This is a genomic window from Mycolicibacterium sp. ND9-15, from assembly GCF_035918395.1.
In the GTDB taxonomy this organism is placed as follows: domain Bacteria; phylum Actinomycetota; class Actinomycetes; order Mycobacteriales; family Mycobacteriaceae; genus Mycobacterium.
The window spans coordinates 1048074-1070850 of sequence record NZ_CP142362.1 but is presented as its reverse complement, the minus strand read 5'-3'; the positions used below and the strand labels follow the sequence as shown (position 1 = coordinate 1070850).

Genomic DNA, 22777 nt, shown 5'->3' with positions numbered 1-22777 from the left:
TCGGTAACGTGGCGTTCACCCGACGCGGGGTGGAGCAGCTCGGTAGCTCGCTGGGCTCATAACCCAGAGGTCGCAGGTTCGAATCCTGTCCCCGCTACTAGATGAGAACGGCCCTCGGACTTCGGTCCGGGGGCCGTTCTCTATGGGGTGGGCGACACGCTTGGGAGCATTAGCTGAGCTAGTAGACAATTGGCTCACGGCGCGGCGACCGGTTTCATTCGCCGGCTGGGTCGTGTGGTGGAGGAGAGAGTCACGATGAGCGATGCCGGAGTCGGGACATTCCGGCGGCCCCCTGCGGTGGCCGTTGAGGCGGTCGGCCGGAAATTGATCGAAGCGGGTCTTGGGAGAGCCGATTCTCTACTGACACCAGGGCGTCCCGTGTGGACCATCGACAACCTCGATGAGCTGACCCGGCTGTATGTCGACAAGCCCGACGAGAGCGACCGCGGCTTCTTCGAGAAGTTGCACGATCAGCTGACCGGCGCAGCACCGGATGCGGTCCAGTTGTTCGCCGAACTGCTGATTCTCAACGTCCTGCCCATCGTCAACGTGGGAGGCGTCTTGAAGGTGAAGCAGGTGAAAGAGGTTCTGGCAATGAGCGCCACACCAGTCGACCTGCCCGATGACGTGGAGGCTGCCCTCGCTGGTGGTGGTGTCTTCCACGGTGGCCAAGCTTTCACGACCTACCGGTGGGCCCAGCTCGTGTACTTGATCGAGTTGGCTCAGCACTTCAAGTCTTTACCTGAAGCGCGGTTGCTGGATGTGATGGCTGAGCCGATCCCGTTTCGGGAGGAGGTCAACGCCGTGCCCACTGGGCAGGCGGCGCAGCGACAGTCGCTGCTTTACCTGGCTTTTCCTCTGTTCTTCCTTCCTGTCGTGAAGTTCGAGCACCGCAAGGCGATTCGAGATGGACTGGCTCCAGACTTCCTGACCACGCCCACTGGAGACGTCGACGCCGATCTGTCTGCGATCTACGAGGCCATCACCGATAGCGAAGGCGGTCACGTCGACCTCTACGGGGAGCCTTGGCTGAGCCGTTGGCAGAAGCCCAACAAAGAGTCGGAGCCTACTAGCCCGGTGCAGCACGCATGGAAGGTGCACGGGTCGAACGTCAAAGGCCAAGACATGGTGCCGATCTGGCGGCACAAGCAGTCGGTGTCGCTCGCGGCGAGCTTGCTAAGACCCGTTGATGACGACCTCAGGCGAGAAGAGCTGAAAGACATCGTCGACGAGGATTATCGTTCGTCGGGATACGCAGCTCGCCAAGAGAAATTTGAGGAGTTCTATTCGTTCCTCAAGCGAATGCATCGCGGGGACCTGATCGTGACGGTAAGCCAAGGAGGCGTCGTCCACCTTGGCACCATCACCGGACCCGCCGAATTCGTCGCAAGTAGCGACGGCCGATCAAACCTGCGTCGGTCGGTGAAGTGGTTCGACTACCAGTGCCCGTGGTCGGATGTTCCCGACGACCTCGCAGCCCTCCTGAGTGCGCAACGGGAAGTTCTCGACCTCAGCCAACACTTGGAGACGCTCGTGGCGCTGGCCGAACGGCGTCCAAGGCAGCCGGGCTCCGGAACAGTTCACCTTCCGGACGCCACCGGCGAGCTTGCCGATCGGATCCATGTCGGTGTCGGTTGGCTGCAAGACTGCATCGAGCTTCTTCGGGAGCGTCGTCAGCTCGTTTTCTACGGCCCACCCGGGACCGGAAAGACCTACATCGCACAGCAACTCGCCCGTCACATCACCGACAAGGCGAATGTGAAACTGGTGCAGTTCCACCCGGCCTACTCGTACGAGGACTTCTTCGAGGGCTTCCGTCCTCAGGGCGAGGGGGAAGGTCAGATCGGGTTCACGTTGAAGGCCGGCCCGCTTCGCTCGCTGGTTGACAAAGCCGCCGACAATCCCGACGCCGCATACGTTCTGATCATCGACGAGATCAATCGCGGCAACCTGCCGAAGATTTTCGGTGAACTGTACTTCCTCCTGGAATATCGCGATCAAGCGATCGACCTGATGTACTCGTCGGACAGTTCCGAGCCGTTCTCGCTACCGAAGAACATCTTCGTGATCGGCACGATGAACACCGCGGACCGGTCCATCGCCCTCGTCGACGCCGCACTGCGGCGACGCTTCGCCTTTCTGCCGCTTCACCCCTCCGAGGAGCCCACCCGCGGAATCCTGCGGAGCTGGCTGGCGTCCAAGGGACATCCGAGCGCCCTGGCCGACCTGCACGAGGAGCTGAACTCGCGCATAGCCGACACCGATTTCAAGGTCGGACCGTCCTACTTCATGCGCGACCGGATCGCCGGCGACGCAACGGGCAAAGCCCTGGAACTCATGTGGCGCACCGACATCCTGCCTTTGCTTGAAGAGCACCACTTCGGTGATCGCAACGTGGACGTCCGCGCCAGGTACGGGCTGGATGTCTTGACCAAGAGCATTGCCGCGAAATCTGCTGTGGTCTATGAGGATAGTGACGATGCCGGAACCACTTCTTCTGACTGAGGGCGGTCCGCCTCAAACTGCGAAACTGTCGGTCAGCGAATACCGAGCGTTGACGGACCTTGGTCTTGCGGTTGTCACTCCGACGCTGCATGACGGGCTGTTCGACGTGGTTGCCGGACGCAAGATCGGTGCCGTCAGCATAGACGGACGTCAAGTCGTCGTGCGGCCGAAGATCACCGACTTGAACCGACTGTTGTTCTTGCTCGGATATGCACGAGACCCGCAGATATGGCGCGACGACGCGGTGCAACTCGACGCGGCCGACGACCTCTTGCCGGCCGTCGCCGAACCGTTCGCCCGGCTCGGCGGCCGTGCAGTCGAGCAAGGGCTGCTACAGGGATACCGGACGATCACCGACACCCTTCCGGTGCTACGCGGCCGCATCCTGGCCGGTGAACAGATGAACCGCCTTTACGGCCTTCCGGTTCCGATTGCGGTCGAATACGACGACTTCACGGTGGACATTGCGGAGAATCAACTTCTGGCAATGGCGGCTCTGCGACTGTTGACCGTTCCGCGCGTCAGCGACCCCGCACGCAGATTGCTGCAACGGCTCCGGCGCACGCTGGCTGAAGTATCGATACCTGCTCGCGGCAGCCGGCTTCCGCGGTGGCAGCCGAGCCGGCTCAATACCCGCTACCAGCCGGCGTTGCAGCTGGCCGAGATCGTCTTGGCCGCTGAGTCGTTCGACCACCACCTCGGGGATGTCACCGTCACCGGCTACATGTTCGACATGTGGCGGATCTTCGAGGACTTCGTCACCGTCGCGTTGTCCGAATCCCTGACCGCCCGCGGATGGCAGTGCGAGACGCAAGCCAGATTGCATCTGGACGAGCACCGCCGGGTCGACATGCGACCGGATCTCTTATGCCGCCGCCGTGGATTGCCGGCAGGGGTCATCGACGCCAAGTACAAAGCCGAACGGCCCGAGGGCTTTCCGAACGCTGACCTCTACCAAATGCTGGCCTATTGCACGGTTCTCGGACTGCGGAACGGGCACCTCGTCTATGCAAAGGGTAACGAGCCGGTAAGTACCCACATTGTGCAGAACGCCGGTGTGACGATTCATTGCCACGCACTTGATTTGGCGCTTCAACCCACCGATCTGCTCGGACAGATCGACGGCCTCGCACAAACGATGACCCCGATACACATGCTTGAGTATCACTGAGGAGTGATGACCGTTGGCAGAGGGAACTAGCGCCCGGCTCGACACCGTCGATGTCGCGGATAATTCGGGTTGGACAATCGAGTCGACGCATCAGGCCGATCTATTCACCAGAGGTGACACCGTTATTGAAGTCCGGTACTCCACAAGCGATGTCATCGAGAGCGCCGTGAAGCATGGCACGAAAGGTGAATCCGAGGCCATCGACCAGGAGACCGCCCGCAAGGTCGACCTACTTCGTTCTTGGCTGACCGGCGGCGGGCAAATTGTGGCAGACGAAGTGGTTACCGCTGCAGACCCTATTACAACGCAATCCCAGCTCTACTCGGAGTTTTGGCGACAGTTCCGTGACCGTGTCGCCACGGAGCATCCCGACTGGAAGGCGCGAGCCGGTACGTCGAGAACGTCGCCGAATGCCACCCTGCCGGCCGGCACGCCCCGGACGATCTTCTGTTCGGCTTTCAAACCGGGACCTCTTCGCTTTGAGCTGGCATTCGTACATCCCGACCCTGCGGTCAATATCGCTCGCTTCGAAGCCTTGCGCGCGAAGAAGGAGCAGTTCGAGAAGGCGTTGGGATACAGCCTGGTGTGGGATGAGATGAAGGGCAAGAACGACACTCGGGTGTACATCGAGTCGCCGTTCCGCAGCATTGATGCGCGCGATGGGTGGCCAGCGATGATGGATTGGCTCATCGAACAGCACGTTCGTTTCAGACAAGCGATACAGGTAGTCGGTGGCCTGGACGACGGGCCGACGATCACACGCAATCGATAACATCCGATTCATACGCTCAAGTACGAGATCAGGAGACCGTATTGGTGCAGGGAACTGGAGCTCGGCTCGACACAGTGGACCTCGCGGACAGCTCAGGGTGGAAGGTTGAGTCGACGCACGAGGCCGATTTGTTCACGAAAAGTGATACCACCATTGAAGTTCGGTACTCCAGGAACGACACGATCGACAGCGCGGTGAAGCGTGGTGCAAACGGCGACGTTGACATTATCGACCACAAGACGGCTCGGAAGGTCGAGCTGCTCCGGTCATGGCTGACCGGCCGGCCGTTGGTTCCCAGCGCCTCGGCGAGCTACCCCGAGGCCTACTCCACGGCGGAGGCGGGAGGCTGGACGCGTCGAGAGTTCGTGGCGGCCGTCGAAGATCCGGGCGACCAGGCCTTTCTCCTGCGATTCCTCGAACTGATCGACGCCAACGGCCAGCTCCCCGCGCAGGGAACCCATTCCAGGTTGCACTACGGGAAGCGCCCGCGTGGGGCGGTGTTCGTCTACCCCTATGGAAGAAGGTTCCCGCCGTTCAAACTGTCGATCAAAGACGGGCGCCTGATGATCTCGGGCTGCTGGAAGGGCAACTTCAAAGCCACCGGTCATCCCGGATTCGCCGAGATCGCCTCGATGTTGGGCCAGGACGAGAACGGGCCGGCGAGCGTGGTACCGGTCGCGGGACTTGATCCCGATGAGCTCTGGAACGTGGGAGACAGGGTCTCTCGGGCGGTGAATTGATTGCGTGGTGGTCTGGAGTACCGCCAGGCTCGTCGTCACGGGCGGCCCCGCTACAACAAGTGGCGTCAACCCCAACCGGGATCTGAGGCAGAGCCCCGGAGCGGAGGAATCGCCGCAAGATCCGAACGGACGCCCTTGCGCCAGCCCCACATAGGATCAACGCGGCCGAACACAATGACGCCGAGGCCATACAAGCGCCGTAGCGCATCGATCACGAGCTCGCGGTCACCGCGGTCGTCACCGTGCGCGACCGCGTCAACCACCTCCTCCGTCGTTCGACGGCCGTCGCAGTTTTCGAGCAGTGCGACGACGACGGGATTGACCTCCAGCTCACACGGCACAAGGTTCACGGTTCGGTGGAACAGGACGAGGCAGTGCCGGGCCTCGGCCCTCGCCAGGGGATCGTCCGCGGCGGTGTCGCTTGGCCGGCCCGCGCCGAACACCTTGGACACGTCGTAGTCGAACTCCTCGACAACCGCCGAGTTTCCGCGCACCGGATACAGCTTGGCCGCGTCGCTCAAGCTGAACACGCGGCCGTGAAGTTCGTCGGCAACCGCAAACGGCGGCGGGTCGCCAGCCACGTCGAATCCGGCGCGAAGGCGCGCGGCCGTGTACCGCAGCGCTTCGGCAAGAACGGGTCGTCGATCTTCGGCCAATGCCGCCGGCAAGTCGTGTCCGAGAACGGAACAGAAGTCCAGAGCGCAGCCGGGAAGTCCGGCGTCGCCGCCACCGTTGATGAACCTGTCGACGATGGACGGCCCCACTGTCTCGGCGTAGGCCAGAAGGGACGGCACGGCCACCTCGAGCGCCAACCGGCGGGCCGTCGGGCCCCGAGCGACCGCGCTGGTGAGAGGCCGGGAGAAACGCTCGAAGAGACCCTCCCACGCGACAATAAATCGCTCGTACTCGCCATGCTGGGCCACGGCTTGCGCGCCCGCTGCCCCGATCTCCTTTGCCCTCGCTGGATCGTCGACGACGGTACGGAGACATTCCGCGAGCTCATCGGTGTCGCGCGGATCGCTGACCACGAGAAGATGAACCCCACTGGCCAGCTGTTCACGGTTCCACTGCTTGTCGGCGATCTCTTTGGAGACGACAAGACAAGAACCACATGCGAGGACCTCGCGCGCGATCATCGGCCCATGGCTGACGACTGGAAAACCGCGCTCCAAGAAGCACACCGCGGTACAGGCGCGAATGAACTCAGCTACCCGCCAGTTCGGGAGGAACGGAAGAATCAGCGTTCGTTCGGCGATGCCTGCTTCCACCAGAGCGGTTCGCAGTGTTGACCCGAAGTCGTCACCCACCATCGCAGCGAACTGAAAGGACCGACCCTCGTCGGCCAGCCGGCCGAGTGCGGTGATGAGATCGAATGTCCCCTTTGCCATCCCGACCTTGCCGTAAACGCCGAACGTCGGTATGGGTGCTCGTCGAAGAAACGGCCTTCCCGCCCCGTCGCAAAGTGCCGTCGCACCCACATCGAGGACGGCTCCGTCGCGGCTGAAGAAGCGGGAGTCATGCCGATAACGCGGCGCCTCCACAATCTGCGATGGGGCGACACGCATGCCCGCGAAGCGACGCACGAGCCAAGGGAACGTCAGCACCGCGGCGGCGTCGCGAAGAATCTCCTTGTACGCGAGCGCTAGGTCGGGCACCCTGGCAAGGCGGTCGATGTCACTGGCAGCATGCCTGATCAGCAGGGGCCTACCGCAACGCTGGGCGGCGAACCACCCCGCCATCCCATAAGGCTCGAGGTAAGACGCCAGGACCACCTCGCACTCGAATCGACGAACCACGTCGGTTGCCAGTGACGCGAGCCGGGTGAAGTAGGGGTTGGCGGACGGGATGTGAGCCATCGCGATCGGGTCGAACGCCTCGATGTGATGGACGCGAACAAAACCACCGTTGTCGAACTGCGCCGCAAGCATTTCTGCGTCACCTGGCTCAAGTCGCATACGAAACCGGTCTTCGACCTCATCGGCGTTGGTGACGATGTGTATCTCGTGCCCCCGCGATGCCAGACCCCGAGCCAACCAGTAGGTCGTCGCGCTCACTCCGCCCTCGATCGGTGGGTACTTGCCCACGATGCAGACGCGCAGTGGCCTCATGGTCACCCGCGCGACCGCGCCGCAACTGTGACTCGTCGAAGAGACCAAAGTGGCTGCACGACGCCCGCTCGTCGTGGTCTCATAGGTGCAAACTCTTGCATTTATCGAGGACGACAGCAATGAGCACCGTGACAAGGCTCGGTAGCAGAATCGGTGCGCGAGTCGACGGCGTGCGGCTCGGTGGCGACCTTGATACGGCCACCGTCTGCGAGATTCGCCGGGCCCTGTTGGCCTATCGGGTGATCTTCTTCCGCGGCCAACTCCACCTCGATGACGATCAACAGCTCGCGTTCGCCAGATTGCTGGGCACGCCGATCGCCAACCCGGCCGCGCACCGAACACGACGCGGAAGGCCGACGTTCTGGCACACCGACCTCGCGTACTTCGCCAATTACCCCGCGGCGTCGATCCTGCGCCCGGTCAATCTGCCCACCTACGGCGGGTCGACGCTGTGGGCGTCCACCGCGGCGGCCTATGAGGAGCTGCCCGGTCCGCTCAAAGTGCTCACCGAGAACCTGTGGGCTCTGCACACCAACCGCTACGACTACGTGATGACCGAAACCGTCACCGACCAGCGGCAGGCACCGGATTTCCGCACCGAGCATCCCGTCGTGCGCGTGCACCCCGAGACGGGCGAACGGACCCTGTTGGCCGGCGCCTTCGTGCGCGGCTTCATCGGTCTGGACAACCACGAATCAAGCGTGCTGCTCGAGTTGCTGCAACGACGAATCACCACGGCTAACAACACTGTTCGATGGAACTGGGAGTTGGGTGACGTCGCCATCTGGGATAACCGCGCCACACAGCATCGGGCCGTCGACGACTACGACGACCAGCATCGGCTGATGCACCGGGTCACGTTGATGGGCGACGTGCCCGTCGATATCCACGGGCAGACGAGTCGAATGATCAGCGGCACGCCGATGGTCGCGGCCGCTGACTGACCGGCTAGGGCCGCGGATCGTCGACGCTTCCGAGGATGGACACCAGCACCTGGGCGTATTCGGACCAGGGGCGGCTGGGTTCGGATCCTGCCTTCTTCGACAAGCAGTACAAGGCGCGTTGCGACACGATCAACGGAAGCTCAAGTGCTTGGAGCCAGGTTCGAGCGAGTATGTAGTCGTCGAAGTCGAGAGGCGATGCTTCGCCTCCTGCGATCGACGGCTTGACGCCAGGGCACGGTTCCAGGTCGGCGGCCAAGCGCAGTCCGCTGGCGGCATTGCGCACGCGCCAGTCGAAAACGAAGTGGTGGCTCGGCCACAGGGCAGCCAGCAGGGAAGCGGTGGTCGATACGTCCGCGCCCGCCAGGTTGTCGCGCAGGGATTCCCACGACGCGCGGTCGTCTCGATCGACACGCAGACCCTCGGGAGTATCAAACGAGTCGGCGATCTTGGGCTGCTGCCGCGGGATTGCCGCCAGCGGGTCGGGACGCAGCCACCGGGCCCGCGGCCGCTTGAAATTGCCGGCGGCCAACACGAGATGGTGCCATCTGACAGCGCGATCGACTGTGTCGCCCGCAGCCCAGAAGCGTTCGCCAAGCCACGCTACGTCGTCCCAGAGCCCGTCGTCGTCCCACTCCGCGGCGAGTCTGCGTGCTCTCGATGCAGTAAAGCCGGGAAGCGGGTACGAGTCGTCTCGAGGTGACATAGTTGGTGACAGTATGACGTGGCCCAGTGGAGGAGCCATGCTGTCGCGAAAGAAGATTCTGTGCGCCGGGGCGCCCATCTATGGCCACACGGTGCCTGTGTTGTCGTTGGGCCTCGAGCTTTTCAAGGCCGGGAACGATGTACAGATGGTGTCGTTCAACGATACGACCCAGGAGCTGTTCGGTCGATACCAGATCTGTGCGACCCCCGCGACGTTGCGGCCGAATGATCCGGTGCGAAATCTGTTGGAAGTCAAGAAGATTCTCGAGACCTATCGACCTGACGTCACCGTCTGTGACTGGAGCAGGGCGCTGTGGCTGGCGCTGCAGGCGTGGCGCCCGGCATGTCGGGTCTCGATCCTGCGATGCGAGCTGCTGTACGGATACGAGCGTCGCAATCCATTACTCCCGGCCAAGTTTCCGTTCGAAACCGTGGGTTTGCTCGACAGGGTGAATGACTGCCTGTCCCAGCTCGGGCTGGACCGGCTCACCGACTGGCGGGAGCTCTGCCGAGCCGAGATCATTGTCGTGCCGAGCATCCCTGAGATCGATCCGCTGCCCGAGGGTGTACGGGACCACTACCCGGAGTCGACGTTCGTGTACACCGGTCCTCTGTTGCTTCAGATCGGCAGCCCTACACCCGCGTCGCTGCGAGAGTGGATCGCGTCTTGCCGACGAAGAGGTGCTCCGGTCATTCTCGTGACCCTTGGGACGGCGTGGGAAACGAAGATGTACACGGCGCTCGCCGACTGCCTGGACCGAACCGACTTCGCCGCCATCATGGTCGTTCCCGACGACCGTGAGCGGCAGCGTCTCGAGCGGCGAAACGGCTCACGATTTCAAGTCGTCGGTCTCACCGACCTCAGTGATCTGGCCGAACGGGTGGACCTCGTCGTCCACCATTGCGGGCACGGAACGCTGCATACCGTGCTCCTCGCCGGCAAACCGTCGCTGACGCTGACAAGCGGTCAATACGATCGAGAGGACAACGCTTTACGTCTCGAAGATCTTGACTGCGGACGTCATCTCGGCCGTGACTTCCTCAGGAACAGTCTGGATGCTCAAGCGTTTTCAGCCGCGGTGAACAGCGTTCTGACCGACGACGCCATCAAGACAGGCGTGTCGGCGATGTCAAGGACCGTGTCGGAGTACGTCGAAAAGCGTGGTGCGGCAGAGTTGGGGCGCGCCTTGTCGGCGCAAGGCACCATGCAGTGATGGTCCTCCCCACGCGTCACCGGAGGTCGTAGCCATAGCCCCCGGCGATGCGCGACGTCTCCGCTGAACACTCGATCACCACGGGAGGACGGGTTGCCGTACGGGTCTGTCGCACGGCTTCGTCCAGCATGTCGGGAGAGGTCGACAGTTGGAGGAAGGCGAACAACCGCGAAACCTCCTCTTCAGTCCGTTCGCAGAGGTCCTCGTACCGCAGGCTGTGCACGCGGTCGGGCAGCCTGTCGCGAAGCGATAGGACTCGTTGCTCGTGGAAGGCCCACCGTTCGACCTTCTCCTCGCGGGTAAGGCCCAGCCAGAAGTCCCCGCCGCGCCTCTCGTTGAAGCGGTCCGAGCTGAGCGCCACCGAAAACGGATGACGGACGATGTGCAGGAAATGCGCATCGGGAAAGTGCTCGAGCATGAAGGTCACCAGTTGCGGATCGCCGTGCTGGAACGGCTTTTTGTCGCCGATCCAACAGAGCTTGGATTTGGTCTGGGCCGGCAGGAAAGGGGTGCCGGCGGCCATCAGCCGCCGTTGGACGGCCAGGAAACTCTCGCGTGGGCTCAAGTCCTGACGAAACAGGTCCGCGCAGCTGTTTACGGTGTGCCGGAGACCGCGGTCGGAATCCCACGGATGGGATCGAAACGGCTGATTGTGGGAGAACTGATAGAGGGCCCACACGATGTCCGATTCGTGGGAGACGAAGACCTGTGGGTGCAGGTTCAAGAGACGGACCAGATGCGAAGTGCCCGAGCGCTTGTTGCCGACGATGAACAGCGGCCGAGTCATACCGGTACTGTTTCGATCTCGAACTCGTCGAGCAACTGCCGCATGCGTGCTTCCACCTCATCGACGGAGATCCCGCTCACATGAACTCCGCCGGAACCGAAATGTGAATTCCGCCGCGGTGTGATGACATCTCCCGGCTGGAACCTCACGAACCCTTCCAGGATTTCGGGCCGCTCGAGCAGTTCGTCGACCGTGGTGATCTTGGTGATCCGGCCGGCCGGTGCCGGAAACACCAAGTCGCCCACGAACCGGAATTGCGTAGGGGTCAAGTCGGGAACTCGACCGACATGGATGTCGAGCAAGGCGTCGAATACGTCGTAACCGAAAGCGAGGGAGTGGTTGCGAGGGATCAGACCGCCGGCCACACGCGCCGCCACCTCGCCGAAGGTCAATCTGGCGTCATTCAAGAAGAATTCCGAGTGCAGGTATCCGGCTTCGAGCCCTAAGCCGCTGATCACAGCCTGGGCGATTTCCCGCGGTTGGATCGGAACATCGCAGGGGAGTTCGCGGAATGTGATGTTGGCGTTCATGGCCCCCTCGACGATCGCAAGAGGGCGCTCGGGCATCGCGGACAGGAACGCCGCGAGTACGCGACCGTGCTGGAACAGCGCACACAACTCGTATTCGACTCCGTGCTGGTAAGCCTCAACCATCATGGGCCACTGATTGAGCGGACCCAGCGCCGTGAGGTCTTTCTCGCTGTTGACCAGATGCGTGCCGATGCAGGCAAGGCCATCGCGCCGCTTCACCACTACAGGCCAACCATGTTGTGCGGCAAAGTCAATGACGTCCTCAGGCCGGATGACCAAGGCGTGAGCAGCGACGTGAAAGCCGATAGCTCGCAGTTTGTGTTTCATCGCCGACTTGTCCCGGACCCACAACACTTGTTCTGCGCTCAACGCCGGGAGGCCGGCGTGACGGGCGAAGGTGTGCGCGATGTCCTGACGGGCTTCGCTCGGGTTACAGAAGTACTCCACGGAATGACCCTGGGCGCCCATCCACGCTCTGAATCGTTGCGCCTCCACCGCCGCGTCACGATCGGTATCGACCATGAATGAGGAAAACCGCTCCGTTCTGGCCAGGTGTTCGCGAGGCAGATCGGAGAGCGCATCGGAGAAGCGCAGCAGCACCGGGGCGATATCGGTTCGCTTGGCCAGCGCGTCGAAAAGTGGGCCCGGCCGATCGTCGACGAACACCAGGGTCGGGTTCACGGCTTTCTCAATCGGTTCCTGCGGCGTCGGGTAGGCGTAATCGCAGCGTCTCACCCGGCGCGTTTCGGATCCGAAGGGCGGTACCGTCTTCGGTCACGTGATCTCCATCCACCCGAACCTTTCCGATGGTCGTCGTGATCACATACTCCGGCACGGCGAAACCCGTTGTCGACCACTCCAACTGACGCATGATTTCCCGTCCGGTCTGAAGCGAGGTCTGGAAATGGCTCACGCCTGTCACGTTGTCGCAGTGGTAGAGGTAATAAGGCCGCACCCGTGCTCGTACGAGTCCAGTATTCAACGCGCGCATGGTGTCGATATCGTCATTGACGCCCTTCAGCAGCACGGTCTGATTCTGCACGGGTACCCCTGCACGCAACAGCCTGTCGCACGCCGCTTTTGCTACCGACGTCAGTTCCTTCGGGTGATTGAAATGAGTGCTCACCCAGACCGGATGGTGCCGTTCGAGCATCTGGCAGAAAGAGGAAGTGATTCGTTGGGGCAACAAGACGGGAAAGCGCGTTCCGATACGGAGGATTTCCACATGGGGTATGGCCCGCAGCAGTCCGAGCAGGTGATCGAGCCTGGCATCGGGATAGGTCAGCGGATCGCCGCCGGTGAGGAGAACATCGCGAATCTCGGGGTGTGCGGCGATGTATGCGACGTCTTCGTCGTACGGCAACGCCTCGCCGTCGCCGAAATAAGTTCCGTCCAGATTCGTGGTGTGGAACTTGCGCGTGCAATGGCGGCAGTAGACAGGACACACCCTCGTGACGAGAAGGATCGCACGATCGGGATACTTGTGAACGACCCGGTTGGTCTTGCGAAACTGCCGGTCGCCCACGGGGTCGACGTCGTCCCCGGGTCGGATCTCGAATTCGCTCATCCTCGGTATGGCCTGCCGGCGCACGGGACATTCCGGGTCGACCGGATCCATCAGGGCCGCGTAGTAGGGGGTGATCCCCCAGCGGTAGACGCCCGCGCAGGCCTCGATCGCCTTTGCCTCGTCCTCGGTGACATCGATCCAGCCGCGCAGCCCGTCTAGGCTGACGATGCGGTTGGCGAGATGCCACCTGTAGTCGTCCCACGATTCCGAGTCGATCTGGCCTCGTTGCGTTGTCTTCGGCATCGTCAACTCATTTGCGGCGTCAGTCGCAGGTGACGAGCGTGAAGAGGCCCGTCTCTTCCAATGCCTCTGTGAGCGCCCATCTTTCGTCGTCGGTCAAGCGTCCAGGTATGTCCTGCACATCGAAATATGGTGCGGCGACACAGAAGGCGATCGCTTCCCGAGCGACGCGTGAAACCGTGAGTTCTTCGACCCACCCGCCCTCTGTCTCGACGCCGAGAGCAACGGAATCGCCTGTTTCTCGGTAGTCGAGGACCAACTCGTCGTGGGACCGGACAAGAGTGCGCGTCGTCGGCGATCCGGCGTTCGTAAGGTCGCCTCCGCCCAATCCATAGATGAACCGCCGAGTCCCAGAGCAGCCTTGCTGAACGCAGCGCTCAAGCAGATGGGCGGCCGGTACCACCTCGATTTGTGCGAGGAATTGGGCGATCACGCGAAGCTTCAGCTGACGCAGTCGAGTCGCAATGACCTTGTCGTAGGCGGCGCCGAGACCGCTCACCCGACGCGATGCGAATTCATTGAGTATGGGCAGACATTGCTCGTCGTCTGCCGGCCGTTGACCGTCATGTGGGCTACTGACGTGCATCGAGAGCGACCACTTGTCCGATGGGTTGCGCGGATCGTGGATGCAGGGCTCGTAGATGAAGCCGACCTCTCCGGCATGAGCATCGAACAGATTCTTCGGAACCAAGCTCTGACGGCGGTACGACTCATTGCGGTCGAAGGTCTGGACGAGCAGCCGATTGCGGCAGACGCTGGTGATCGTCCAGTCAGTGTGTTCGTGGGCACCGGCGTTGCTGCCCGGCGGCCAATAGCCGAAGGCGAAGCGAATCCCGGTTCCGGGGACGGTGAAGAACGGCACCAAGTCCTGACGACGCCGACTGGGCCGTTCCAGCAGCGTCAGCTCATATCCGAGGCAATCGGCCAGAAACTCGTCGTCGCGAACGGCCGCGGTCATCGCCGCACGGGCGGCGAGGACTGCGTCCTTGTGTGGACGCTCGAGCTCTTGCTCGCCGGGGAATGCGTACCTTTCGATTTGGTCGCAGAGCTCTTCGAATTTCACGGACCCCCCGGGATTTCAACCGACTCGGAGGACCTTGAGTTCGACCAGTGCCGAGACCAGCGCGACCTTCTCCTGCACGGTGAGGTCGTCGGGTATTTCGCGGACGTAAAATGCGCCTGTGTCGACAATGAATCGCAATGCGTTCTGCGCGATGGGGCTCACACTGAGTAGGGTTCGGCCCTTGCCGTCCACCAAGTCAACCATCCCGCCGGCGGCGCCGAGTGCCCATTGTCCGGGGAAGTAGTTCACCACTCGCCGGCGGGGGGTCACCCAAGTTGCGTCATCCCAGACCGACGGCAACGCCTCACCGAACACGTCCCGATACCGGTCACAGAACTCGACGAATGTCGCTTCGGGAGCGTGCCCCTCGCCGATGTCAGGCGCATTGCTCGGCGCGTGGTGGCGGTAACGACCGAAGTACTTGGCGCAGAACGCGGTGTACTCCGCGGTGAAGAGCACGAACTGGTGCCACGCCTCATCGACGGCCAGCGAATGCATCTTCCAGGATTTCGTCCGGTCGACATGGCATAGCACCAGGTATCGCTTCACCTCGGCGAAAAGCGCGTCGGCGCCTTGGGCCGTGTCGACAAACTGTTCTTTGACCAGCTTCTCGATTACGAACGGCGCCTCGTAATCGAGCGCTTCAAATGCGCCGGGCAGGACGTCGGGAACTGAGAGGGCCACAGTCGGTCCCCTGACTGACGGTGTAGCCGGATTCGGCTACACCAGCAATTCCTTTTCATAACAACAACATGCACCACATGTGCCGGAGCAGTTGGACATGCCCTCAGCGCTTGAGTGCAACACAATCCGCAGGCGGCCACTCTCGACTTCGGTCGGCTCGACCATGTCAATTCCTGTACTCATAACCGCGGATAGTATCTCCGCCCGTTATCATGTACCGACACTTTTTGCAAGATTGCAGTGAAATCCGGTGCATCATATTGCTTAGACAACGATGTGTTCACCTGAAAAGTGCTTGCTACTAGCTGAAGTGGTCCCGGAAGGACATCGTGGGCCTCTTTTTTCGTCGGTGAGCGTCCCCGGAAAACGTTGAATATCGAAGGATTCTCATCACAGTGCCGGATGCAGCTGGACTTCTTGTGTTTTGACGACGAAGTACACCTCTTGACCCGGTTGAAGGTCGAGATCAGCGGCAGCGGCAACAGTGACATCGGCGGCCAGCCCGGTGCCGCCGTCGGGCTGCTCGGCACCTCGGATCCGGACCGCCATCCCGTGTACGTCGAGTTCTGCGATTCGCACCGCGATGACGTTGCGGGGGCTGGCGTGCGGTGGATCGAGATGGACGGCCACTGCAGCGGGCCGAAACAGTGCGATCGCTTCGGCACCCGGATCGACGTCGCCGAGCCCGGAGATGCTTGGCCCCCAACCGCTCTGAAGTACTCCCGGCTTAACGATGACCCCGGACATGAGGTTGACGCCCGCGATACGGGCGGCGAAATCGCTGCGGGGTGCGCCCAGAACGGTGCGGACGGGACCGCTCTCGACCACACGCCCGCCGTCGACGACGACGACTTTGTCGGCCACCGCCAGAACGTCGAGCAGGTCGTGGGTCACGATGATGGCCGTGCGGCGGCCCCGGTTCAGCACTTCGCGGAGCAGGCGGCGAAGGGCCGGGGCGGCAGTGACATCGAGCGCGGCCATCGGTTCGTCGAGTAGCAGCAATTGCGGATCGGCGGCCAGGGCGCGGGCGACCGCCACGCGCTGGGCCTGGCCACCCGACAGCTCGGCGGGTTTACGGTCGGCGAGATCGCCGGCGTCCACTGCGTCGAGCCAGTGCTGCGCCACACTCCGCGCCGCCGAGCGGGAATGCCCTTTGCAGCGTGGGCCGTACGCCACGTTCGCGAGAACGTTCATATGGGGAAACAACATCGCTCGCTGGCTCAACATCGCCACGCCGCGAGCATGAGCGGGGACAAACCTTCCGGTGGAAGTGTCGGTGACGACGGATCCACCGAGTTCGATGCGACCGTGATCGGGCTTGAGCAGACCGGCGATCAGCAGCAGCAGTGTCGACTTGCCAACGCCGTTGGGCCCCAGCACAGCCAGGACCTCTCCGTCGTCGAGCGCGACGTCGAACTCGACGCCGCGCTGCGCCAGCCCGGCCTGCACCAGCACCCCACTCATAGCGGGCCCGTCAATCGACGGCTGGCAGAGGCGATGACGATCACCGCGGCGACGACGATGAGCAGCAGCGACAGCGCCACGGCGGCATCGGCGTCGGTTTCGCGCTGCAGATAGATCTCCAACGGCAGCGTCCGCGTCACCCCCTGCAGCGACCCGGCGAATGTCAAGGTTGCGCCGAACTCACCGAGCGAGCGCGCAAACGAAAGCACCGCCCCCGACATGAGTCCGGGTAGCACCAGCGGCAACGAGACCGTCCGCAACACCGTGGTGGGTTTGGCCCCGAGGGTCGCGGCGATGTGCTCGTAGCCCGACCCTGCGGATCGGAGCGCACCCTCGAGGCTGACCACCAGGAAGGGCAGCGACACGAACGACTGGGCCAACACCACCGCCGTGGTGGAGAAGGCGATGCGGATGCCCAGCACCTCGAGATGGTGGCCCAGCAGTCCCTGTCGGCCGAAGGTGTACAGCAGTGCGATGCCGCCCACGACCGGTGGAAGCACCAATGGCAGCAACACCAGTGATCGCAGTACCGGCTGGCCGGGAAACTGCCCGCGGGCCAGGACCAGAGCCATCGGGACACCGACGAGCACACAGACCGCCGTGCTCGCAGCCGCGGTCTTGATGCTCAAAACCAGTGCCGCACACGATGATTCCGACGTCACGAGTGGGACGAAGTGCGCCCAGTCGATCTTGAGCAAAATCGCGATCAACGGCAATAGCACAAACAGCGCACCGACCGTCGCCGGGAAGTAGACCCAGGCCGGCAGGCCGACCTGGATCAGTCCACCCGCTCGTCGCCCAGGGCTCACGGCTTTGCGAAGCCCGCCGCCGTAAGGACCCCCTGACCCTCCGGGCTCGTCACGAGTTCGACGAACTCCTGCGCTGCTTGAGGATTCGTCGACCCTTTCAGAACGGCGATCGGGTAGGTGTTCACCGCCTCGCTGGACTCGGGAAAGGGGATGGCGGTGACCTTGTCCCCGGCACCGGCGGCGTCAGTGACGTACACCAGTCCGGCGTCGGCCTGACCCGACGTGATCTTGCCGAGGACATCGGTGACGGCGGACTCCTCGCTCACCGGCGCCAGCGTGACGCCGGTGGCCTTCTCGATCCTGTCGGTCGCCGAGCCGCACGGTACCTGCGGCGCGCACACCACCACCTGCAACCCGGGTCTGGCCAGGTCCGCGAAAGACGCGATGTGCCCTGGGTTCTCCGGCGGGGTGACGATTGTCAGGGTATTGGCCGCGAAGTTCACCGGCCCCCCCGATACCAGGCCCGCATCGACTGCCTTCGTCATGTTGTTCGTGTCGGCGGAAGCGAAAACGTCGCCTGGCGCGCCCTGGCCGAGTTGCGTGGCGAGATCCGACGAGCCGGCGAAGTTGAAGGTGACTTTCGTTCCGGGGTGGGCGGTTTCGAACTTGGCCCCCAGTTCGGTGAACGTCGACTTCAGCGACGCGGCCGCGAGGACGGTGAGATCTCCGGCGATACCCGTCGACGAGCCGTTCTGCGATGAGGAACAACCCGCGGCGAGCGCACTGACACTCAACACCGCCGCGATGCCGACGATCGATTTCACGACGATCCTCCTGGGGTCTCGACGATCACGTTGGTCGCCTTGACCACGGCCACCGCCAGCACGCCGGCTTCGAGGCCGAGTTGCTTCGCCGATTGGGTGCTCATGAGGGAGACGACGGTGAACGGTCCGCATTGCATCTGCACTTCGCTCATCACCTGGTCGGCGGTCACCTTCGTGACCAGACCCACGAGTCGGTTTCGCGCTGAACTGCCAACTCCGAGCGGGTCCGGTGGCGGCGTCGCATGGTCCCGGGCGAACTCGGCCAGCACCTCACCGGCGATCACCTTGCGGCCCGACTCGTCCTTGAACGACGCCAGCGCGCCGCTGTCGATCCACCGGCGCACGGTGTCGTCGCTGACCCCGAGGACCGCCGCCGCATCCCTGACTCGAATCGCCGGCACCCGAACTCCTCAAGGTCATATAAATCCGCGTTCGCGGCTAATTCAGCCTAGTTCATCCCAGGCCACGGATGATTCCACCTTTTGGACCCGCATTATCGGTGTGCCGTAGTTCGCCGTGCAGTAAGGAACATGCGGTAAGAAGTCGGTGGCGAAAGGAGCTCAATCATGCGTCTGTCCACCCGTAACCAACTCACCGGAACCGTCGCCGAGGTCAACATCGGGACCGTGATGGCAACCGTCAAGGTGCGACTCGAGCCCGGAGGGCAGATCGTGACCGCGTCCATCACCAAGGAGGCCACCGAGGAACTCGGACTGGCCGAGGGCGCCGCAGTCACCGTGCTGGTGAAATCGACCGAAGTCATGCTCGGCGTGGAGTAGGGCTCGGCGAAAACCGCACCGAGGCTACAGGTTCGCCAATCGGTCGCTGCCAGGTCGAGAGCAGTCGTAGGCTCACGGCGATGCTGGGCAAGTCCACGATCCGGTTCCTTCCCCTCGGCGCCCGTCGGATGGCGTACGAGGTAGCCGGCGACGGCCCACCGCTCGTCGCACCGGCGTGGTGGGTGAGCCACCTCGAACTCGACGCGCAGAGCGCGGGTCTCCGGCGCTTCTGGGAGGACCTGGCGCACGGGTACACGCTGATCCGCTATGACCGCCTCGGCGTCGGCATGTCGGACCGCACGCTGCGGGATTCGGATCTGACCCTCGACTGCGAGGTCGCGACACTGCGCGCCCTCCTCGACGAGCTCGGACTGGAGCGTGTCTCGCTCGTCGGCGGCTCATCCGGGAGTTGCACCGCGATCGCCTTCGCCGCGGCGTATCCGGATCGTGTCGACCGGCTGGTCTTGTACGGGTCCTACCGCGACGGCACGACCCTCACGGCTCCCGGTGTCGCCGACGCGATCCTGGCGGCGGTGCGCGCGCATTGGGGACTGGGTTCTCGCCTGCTTACCGACATCTTCCTCGGCAGCTCCGAGCCAGCAGAGCAGGAACACTTCGCACGATTGCAGCGCGAGGCGACGACCGCCGAAACTGCAGCCGCCCTACTGGATTTCGTCTATCACCTCGACGTCCGCGACCGCCTGCCCCTCGTCCGCTGCCCGACACTCGTCGTACATCGCCGCGACGACCGTGCCGTACCCTACCGATGCGGGCGTGAGGTCGCTGCGGCGATTTCAGGCGCGACATTCATTCCGCTGCAGGGGAGTGCGCACTTCCCTTGGCACGGTGACGCCGACTCCGTCGTCCGCGCTTGCCGGGAAGCGCTGGCGCCTGTCGAGCCGCCGGAGCGCCATCCGAGTGGACCGGCGGCGGGCCTCCTGACTGGCCGTGAGCGTGAGGTTCTTGTTTGCATCGCGCGCGGTCTCGGCGATCGCGAGATAGCCGAGCAGCTGGTGCTGAGTCCGCACACCGTGCACCGCCACGTCGCGAACATCCGCCGCAAGCTGGGGCGCACCTCACGCACGGCCGCCGTCGCGGAGGCCGCCCGTCTCGGCCTTCTGTGACATTGGCCGAAATCGGCCAGCTGAGCATGATGGCCCCGGCGGGCGATGCGCGGATCACCTGGATGTTCGTATCTTCGGCGGCATGACCGAAACAGCGAACCTCCGAGCGAGCACCGAACCCTCGACGGGTGGGCCGTCTGCGGCGTGGCTGCGGATCATGGCCCGGTTGTACGATCCGTTTCTCTGGCTTGGCGAGATAGCAGGTATGCGCCGCCGGCGGAGGGCGCTGCTGGCCGGTGCCTACGGTCGTGTCGTCGAGATCGGTGCCGGGACAGGACTGAACATTGAGCACTATCCCGAGGACGTCGCAGAGCTGGTTCTCAGCGAGCCCGAGCCCGCGATGCGCCGGCGACTCGGTTGCCACCTGGAACAGAATCGGCGCGTCGCGCGGATAATCGACGCCCCTGCGGAGCACCTACCGCTGGCCGACGCATCCGTCGATACCGTCGTTTCGACGCTCGTCCTGTGCACCGTCGACGACCCCGAGGGCGCGCTCCGCGAGATCGCACGAGTGCTCCGCCCGAACGGGCAGCTGCTGTTCATCGAGCACGTGCGCGCGAGCTCGCGGTTGCTCGCGGCGTTCCAGGACAGGCTGGTCACGCCATGGCGCCACTTCGCGGGCGGATGCCTGTGCAACCGGCCGACCACGGAGCTGATGCGCGCTTGCGGCTTCACCGTCGAAGCCGACGACGTCGTGTGGCGTGGCATGCCGGCGATCGTCCATCCGCTGAGGGCGGGACGTGGGACACCGTCGCAGTAACTCTCGTCAGCCGCCGGGAGGAGTCTCGGCCGGGCGGGTCGTTGCCGTCGTCGTCGTCGGCGGTGCGGTGGTTGTCGTCGCGTCCGTCGTCTGCACGTGGTCGTGGCGGTGGTCGCATCGACCGGCGACACATCGGCTCACGCCGCCTGACAGGATGTCCGGCGTGGGTGAACGCGTCAGTTTCCCGAGCAGCAGCGGACCCGCCCTCGCGGGCGTGGTCGACATGCCCGACGGCGATGTCCGCGGCTGGGGCGTCTTCGCGCACGGCTTCACGCTCGGCAAGGACAGTCCCGCCGCGAGCCGGATCTGCAAGCAACTCGCCATCGAGGGCATCGGCATGTTGCGCTTCGACAACCTCGGCCTCGGCGACTCCGAAGGCGACTGGAGCGACGGGTCGTTCTCGCACAAGGTCGCCGACACCGTGCGCGCCGTGGAGTTCATGGCCTCGGAAGGCCGCGAGGCGCACCTGCTGGTCGGGCATTCCTTCGGTGGCTCGGCCGTTATCGCCGCCGCCCAGGAGTGTCCGAGCGTCGTTGCGGTGGTCAGCATCGCGGCGCCCTATGACCCCGCCCACGTCGAGCGCATCTATGACGCGCTGGTGGAACGGATCGAGAACGAGGGGGAGGCGCCGTTCCTCATCGGCGGTAAGGCGCTCACGCTCAAGCGGCACTTCATCGAAGACGTCCGCAACGTCGATCTCCGGGAGCGTATTCACACGCTGCGCCGTGCGCTGCTCGTCATGCATTCGCCGACCGACAACGTCGTCGGCATCGCGAACGCCAGCGAGATCTTCCAGTGCGCGCGGCACCCGCGCAGCTTCGTCTCGCTCGAGGGCGCCGACCATCTGCTGACCGAAGGGCAGCAGGCGGTGCGTGCGGCACGGATCATCAGCGCCTGGGCCGACCCCTACCTGTAGTCATCGAACTGCTGTAGTCATCGAACCGCTGTAGTCATTTAACTGCGACGACGACCTTGCCCTTCGCCGAGCGGTCCTCGAGCGCGGCGATCGCGTCCGCGGCGCGCTCGAACGGAAAAACCTCGGGCTCGGGCGCCGACACCTTCCCCGACGCCAGCAGTGGCTCGAGCTCGGCCCACTGCTCGGCGAGGTAGTTGGGATGGGTGAAAGTCCAAGCGCCCCAGCCAACGCCGACCACGTCGACGTTGTTGAGCAGCAGCCGGTTCACCTTGACGGTCGGGATCTCGCCACCGGTGAAGCCGATCACGAGCAGTCGTCCGCCCGGCGCCAGCGAGCGCAGCGAGTCGGTGAACCGGTCACCGCCGACCGGGTCGACGACGATGTCCACGCCGCGACCCTTCGTCAGCTCCTTCACCCGGTCCTTGAACCCGTCTACCAGCACCACATCGGTCGCCCCGGCCGCTCGGGCCACTGCGGCCTTGTCCTCGGTGCTCACCACCGCGATGACTCGCGACGCACCCCACGCGGGCGCCAACCGCAGCGTCGACGTCCCGATACCGCCGGCCGCCCCGTGCACCAGCACGGTCTCGCCTTCGGCCAGCCGCCCCCGGGTCCGCAACGCGTGGTGCATCGTGAGGTCGTTGAAGAGCAGACCCGCACCGGCCTCGAAGGAGACGTTGTCGGGCAGCTTGAAGACTCGTTCGGCGGGGAGTGCGACGACTTCGGCCATCGCGCCGCACAGCATCGTCAGCGCCGCGACGCGATCGCCGGCCTGCACGTGCGCGTCGGCCGGCGCGCTGCGCACCACGCCGGCGACCTCGCCGCCGGGCGTATACGGCATCTCCGGTTTGTACTGGTAGAGGCCGCGCGACTGCAGGACATCGGGAAACGCCACGCCGGCCGCGTGCACGTCGATGACAACCGCGCCGTCGCCGACCGGCTCGTCGACCTCGACGAGTTTGGCGGCTTGCGGTCCGTCGAGGCTGGCAATCTGAATCGCGCGCATGGGCGCTATTTAACCCGCACCGGGTGCCCGGGTCCGCGCCGCGGCGGCAGATCGCCGTCGATACCGGGCGGGTCGGACATTCGGAGCGCACACTCTTAGATACGCTCAGTTATTCGGCAACGTTGCCG

The 22777-nt window shown here is 63.8% G+C and carries 22 protein-coding genes and 1 tRNA gene; 11 read left to right on the top strand and 12 right to left on the bottom strand.

Translation table 11 applies throughout. The features are described 5' to 3' along the window. Positions 1-23: 23 nt before the first annotated feature. The 5 genes from QGN32_RS05250 to QGN32_RS05230 all read left to right on the top strand — a co-directional run bounded on the left by QGN32_RS05250 (position 24) and on the right by QGN32_RS05230 (position 5188). Positions 24-97 (top strand) — tRNA-Met (locus QGN32_RS05250). Positions 98-255: 158 nt separating this feature from the next. After that, complete coding sequence (locus tag QGN32_RS05245) at positions 256-2505, top strand: McrB family protein (RefSeq protein WP_326547586.1); 2250 nt, start codon at positions 256-258, stop codon at positions 2503-2505. A gap of 49 nt (positions 2506-2554) precedes the next feature. After that, the gene (locus QGN32_RS05240) at positions 2555-3676 is read left to right on the top strand and encodes an McrC family protein (RefSeq protein ID WP_326547585.1); all 1122 of its coding nucleotides are present in this window, start codon (positions 2555-2557) and stop codon (positions 3674-3676) included. A 13-nt stretch (positions 3677-3689) separates the two neighbouring features. After that, positions 3690-4448, top strand: a complete 759-nt coding sequence (locus QGN32_RS05235; RefSeq protein ID WP_326547584.1) for a DUF4268 domain-containing protein — start codon at positions 3690-3692, stop codon at positions 4446-4448. A 74-nt stretch (positions 4449-4522) separates the two neighbouring features. Next, positions 4523-5188: a hypothetical protein gene (locus tag QGN32_RS05230; RefSeq protein WP_326547583.1), complete on the top strand. Its 666-nt coding sequence runs from the start codon at positions 4523-4525 to the stop codon at positions 5186-5188. Between the two features lie 65 nt (positions 5189-5253). Here QGN32_RS05230 and QGN32_RS05225 read toward each other — a convergent pair whose 3' ends face one another. Then, the gene (locus QGN32_RS05225) at positions 5254-7296 is read right to left on the bottom strand and encodes a glycosyltransferase (protein ID WP_326548940.1); all 2043 of its coding nucleotides are present in this window, start codon (positions 7294-7296) and stop codon (positions 5254-5256) included. Positions 7297-7415: 119 nt separating this feature from the next. On the opposite strand from QGN32_RS05225, the gene QGN32_RS05220 reads away from it, so the two are divergent. Continuing rightward, a complete protein-coding gene (locus QGN32_RS05220) occupies positions 7416-8240 on the top strand; it encodes a TauD/TfdA dioxygenase family protein (RefSeq protein WP_326547582.1) in 825 nt (274 codons plus the stop codon). 4 nt (positions 8241-8244) lie between these two features. Here the strand turns inward: QGN32_RS05220 and QGN32_RS05215 are convergent, their stop codons facing one another. Next, the gene (locus tag QGN32_RS05215) at positions 8245-8769 is read right to left on the bottom strand and encodes a hypothetical protein (protein WP_326547581.1); all 525 of its coding nucleotides are present in this window, start codon (positions 8767-8769) and stop codon (positions 8245-8247) included. Between the two features lie 187 nt (positions 8770-8956). On the opposite strand from QGN32_RS05215, the gene QGN32_RS05210 reads away from it, so the two are divergent. Then, positions 8957-10156 (top strand): glycosyltransferase, encoded by a 1200-nt coding sequence (locus QGN32_RS05210; protein ID WP_326547580.1) that lies wholly within the window; start codon positions 8957-8959, stop codon positions 10154-10156. Between the two features lie 16 nt (positions 10157-10172). Here QGN32_RS05210 and QGN32_RS05205 read toward each other — a convergent pair whose 3' ends face one another. The 9 genes from QGN32_RS05205 to QGN32_RS05165 all read right to left on the bottom strand — a co-directional run bounded on the left by QGN32_RS05205 (position 10173) and on the right by QGN32_RS05165 (position 18465). Next, positions 10173-10943, bottom strand: a complete 771-nt coding sequence (locus tag QGN32_RS05205; RefSeq protein WP_326547579.1) for a sulfotransferase family protein — start codon at positions 10941-10943, stop codon at positions 10173-10175. Beyond that, positions 10940-12073 (bottom strand): ATP-grasp domain-containing protein, encoded by a 1134-nt coding sequence (locus QGN32_RS05200; RefSeq protein WP_326547578.1) that lies wholly within the window; start codon positions 12071-12073, stop codon positions 10940-10942. The genes QGN32_RS05205 and QGN32_RS05200 overlap by 4 nt, the downstream gene beginning before the upstream one ends. An 88-nt stretch (positions 12074-12161) precedes the next feature. Continuing rightward, the gene (locus QGN32_RS05195; RefSeq protein WP_326548939.1) at positions 12162-13283 is read right to left on the bottom strand and encodes a KamA family radical SAM protein; all 1122 of its coding nucleotides are present in this window, start codon (positions 13281-13283) and stop codon (positions 12162-12164) included. 19 nt (positions 13284-13302) lie between these two features. Next, positions 13303-14238, bottom strand: coding sequence for a cupin domain-containing protein (locus tag QGN32_RS05190; RefSeq protein WP_326547577.1), 936 nt, complete (start codon positions 14236-14238; stop codon positions 13303-13305). 120 nt (positions 14239-14358) lie between these two features. Then, entirely contained in the window at positions 14359-15027 is a 669-nt protein-coding gene (locus QGN32_RS05185) for a glycine-rich domain-containing protein (protein WP_326547576.1), read from the bottom strand. Between the two features lie 390 nt (positions 15028-15417). Next, positions 15418-16491 carry a sulfate/molybdate ABC transporter ATP-binding protein gene (locus QGN32_RS05180; RefSeq protein WP_326547575.1) on the bottom strand — a complete coding sequence of 358 codons (1074 nt, stop codon included), beginning with the start codon at positions 16489-16491 and terminating at the stop codon, positions 15418-15420. Then, the gene (locus QGN32_RS05175; RefSeq protein WP_326547574.1) at positions 16488-17300 is read right to left on the bottom strand and encodes an ABC transporter permease; all 813 of its coding nucleotides are present in this window, start codon (positions 17298-17300) and stop codon (positions 16488-16490) included. Before QGN32_RS05175 ends, QGN32_RS05180 begins: the two co-directional genes overlap by 4 nt. Next, positions 17297-18064, bottom strand: a complete 768-nt coding sequence (gene modA / locus QGN32_RS05170; RefSeq protein ID WP_442791784.1) for a molybdate ABC transporter substrate-binding protein — start codon at positions 18062-18064, stop codon at positions 17297-17299. The genes QGN32_RS05175 and modA overlap by 4 nt, the downstream gene beginning before the upstream one ends. Continuing rightward, positions 18061-18465 carry a TOBE domain-containing protein gene (locus QGN32_RS05165; RefSeq protein ID WP_326547573.1) on the bottom strand — a complete coding sequence of 135 codons (405 nt, stop codon included), beginning with the start codon at positions 18463-18465 and terminating at the stop codon, positions 18061-18063. The genes modA and QGN32_RS05165 overlap by 4 nt, the downstream gene beginning before the upstream one ends. Positions 18466-18630: 165 nt before the next feature. Between QGN32_RS05165 and QGN32_RS05160 the strand changes: the two genes are divergently transcribed. The 4 genes from QGN32_RS05160 to QGN32_RS05145 all read left to right on the top strand — a co-directional run bounded on the left by QGN32_RS05160 (position 18631) and on the right by QGN32_RS05145 (position 21643). Continuing rightward, positions 18631-18843 (top strand): TOBE domain-containing protein, encoded by a 213-nt coding sequence (locus QGN32_RS05160; protein ID WP_326547572.1) that lies wholly within the window; start codon positions 18631-18633, stop codon positions 18841-18843. An 80-nt stretch (positions 18844-18923) separates the two neighbouring features. Continuing rightward, the gene (locus QGN32_RS05155; RefSeq protein WP_326547571.1) at positions 18924-19967 is read left to right on the top strand and encodes an alpha/beta fold hydrolase; all 1044 of its coding nucleotides are present in this window, start codon (positions 18924-18926) and stop codon (positions 19965-19967) included. An 82-nt stretch (positions 19968-20049) separates the two neighbouring features. Next, entirely contained in the window at positions 20050-20727 is a 678-nt protein-coding gene (locus QGN32_RS05150) for a class I SAM-dependent methyltransferase (RefSeq protein ID WP_326547570.1), read from the top strand. Between the two features lie 163 nt (positions 20728-20890). Continuing rightward, the gene (locus tag QGN32_RS05145; protein WP_326547569.1) at positions 20891-21643 is read left to right on the top strand and encodes an alpha/beta hydrolase family protein; all 753 of its coding nucleotides are present in this window, start codon (positions 20891-20893) and stop codon (positions 21641-21643) included. Positions 21644-21677: 34 nt separating this feature from the next. Here QGN32_RS05145 and QGN32_RS05140 read toward each other — a convergent pair whose 3' ends face one another. Further along, positions 21678-22649, bottom strand: a complete 972-nt coding sequence (locus tag QGN32_RS05140; protein ID WP_326547568.1) for an NADPH:quinone oxidoreductase family protein — start codon at positions 22647-22649, stop codon at positions 21678-21680. Positions 22650-22777: the final 128 nt, after the last annotated feature.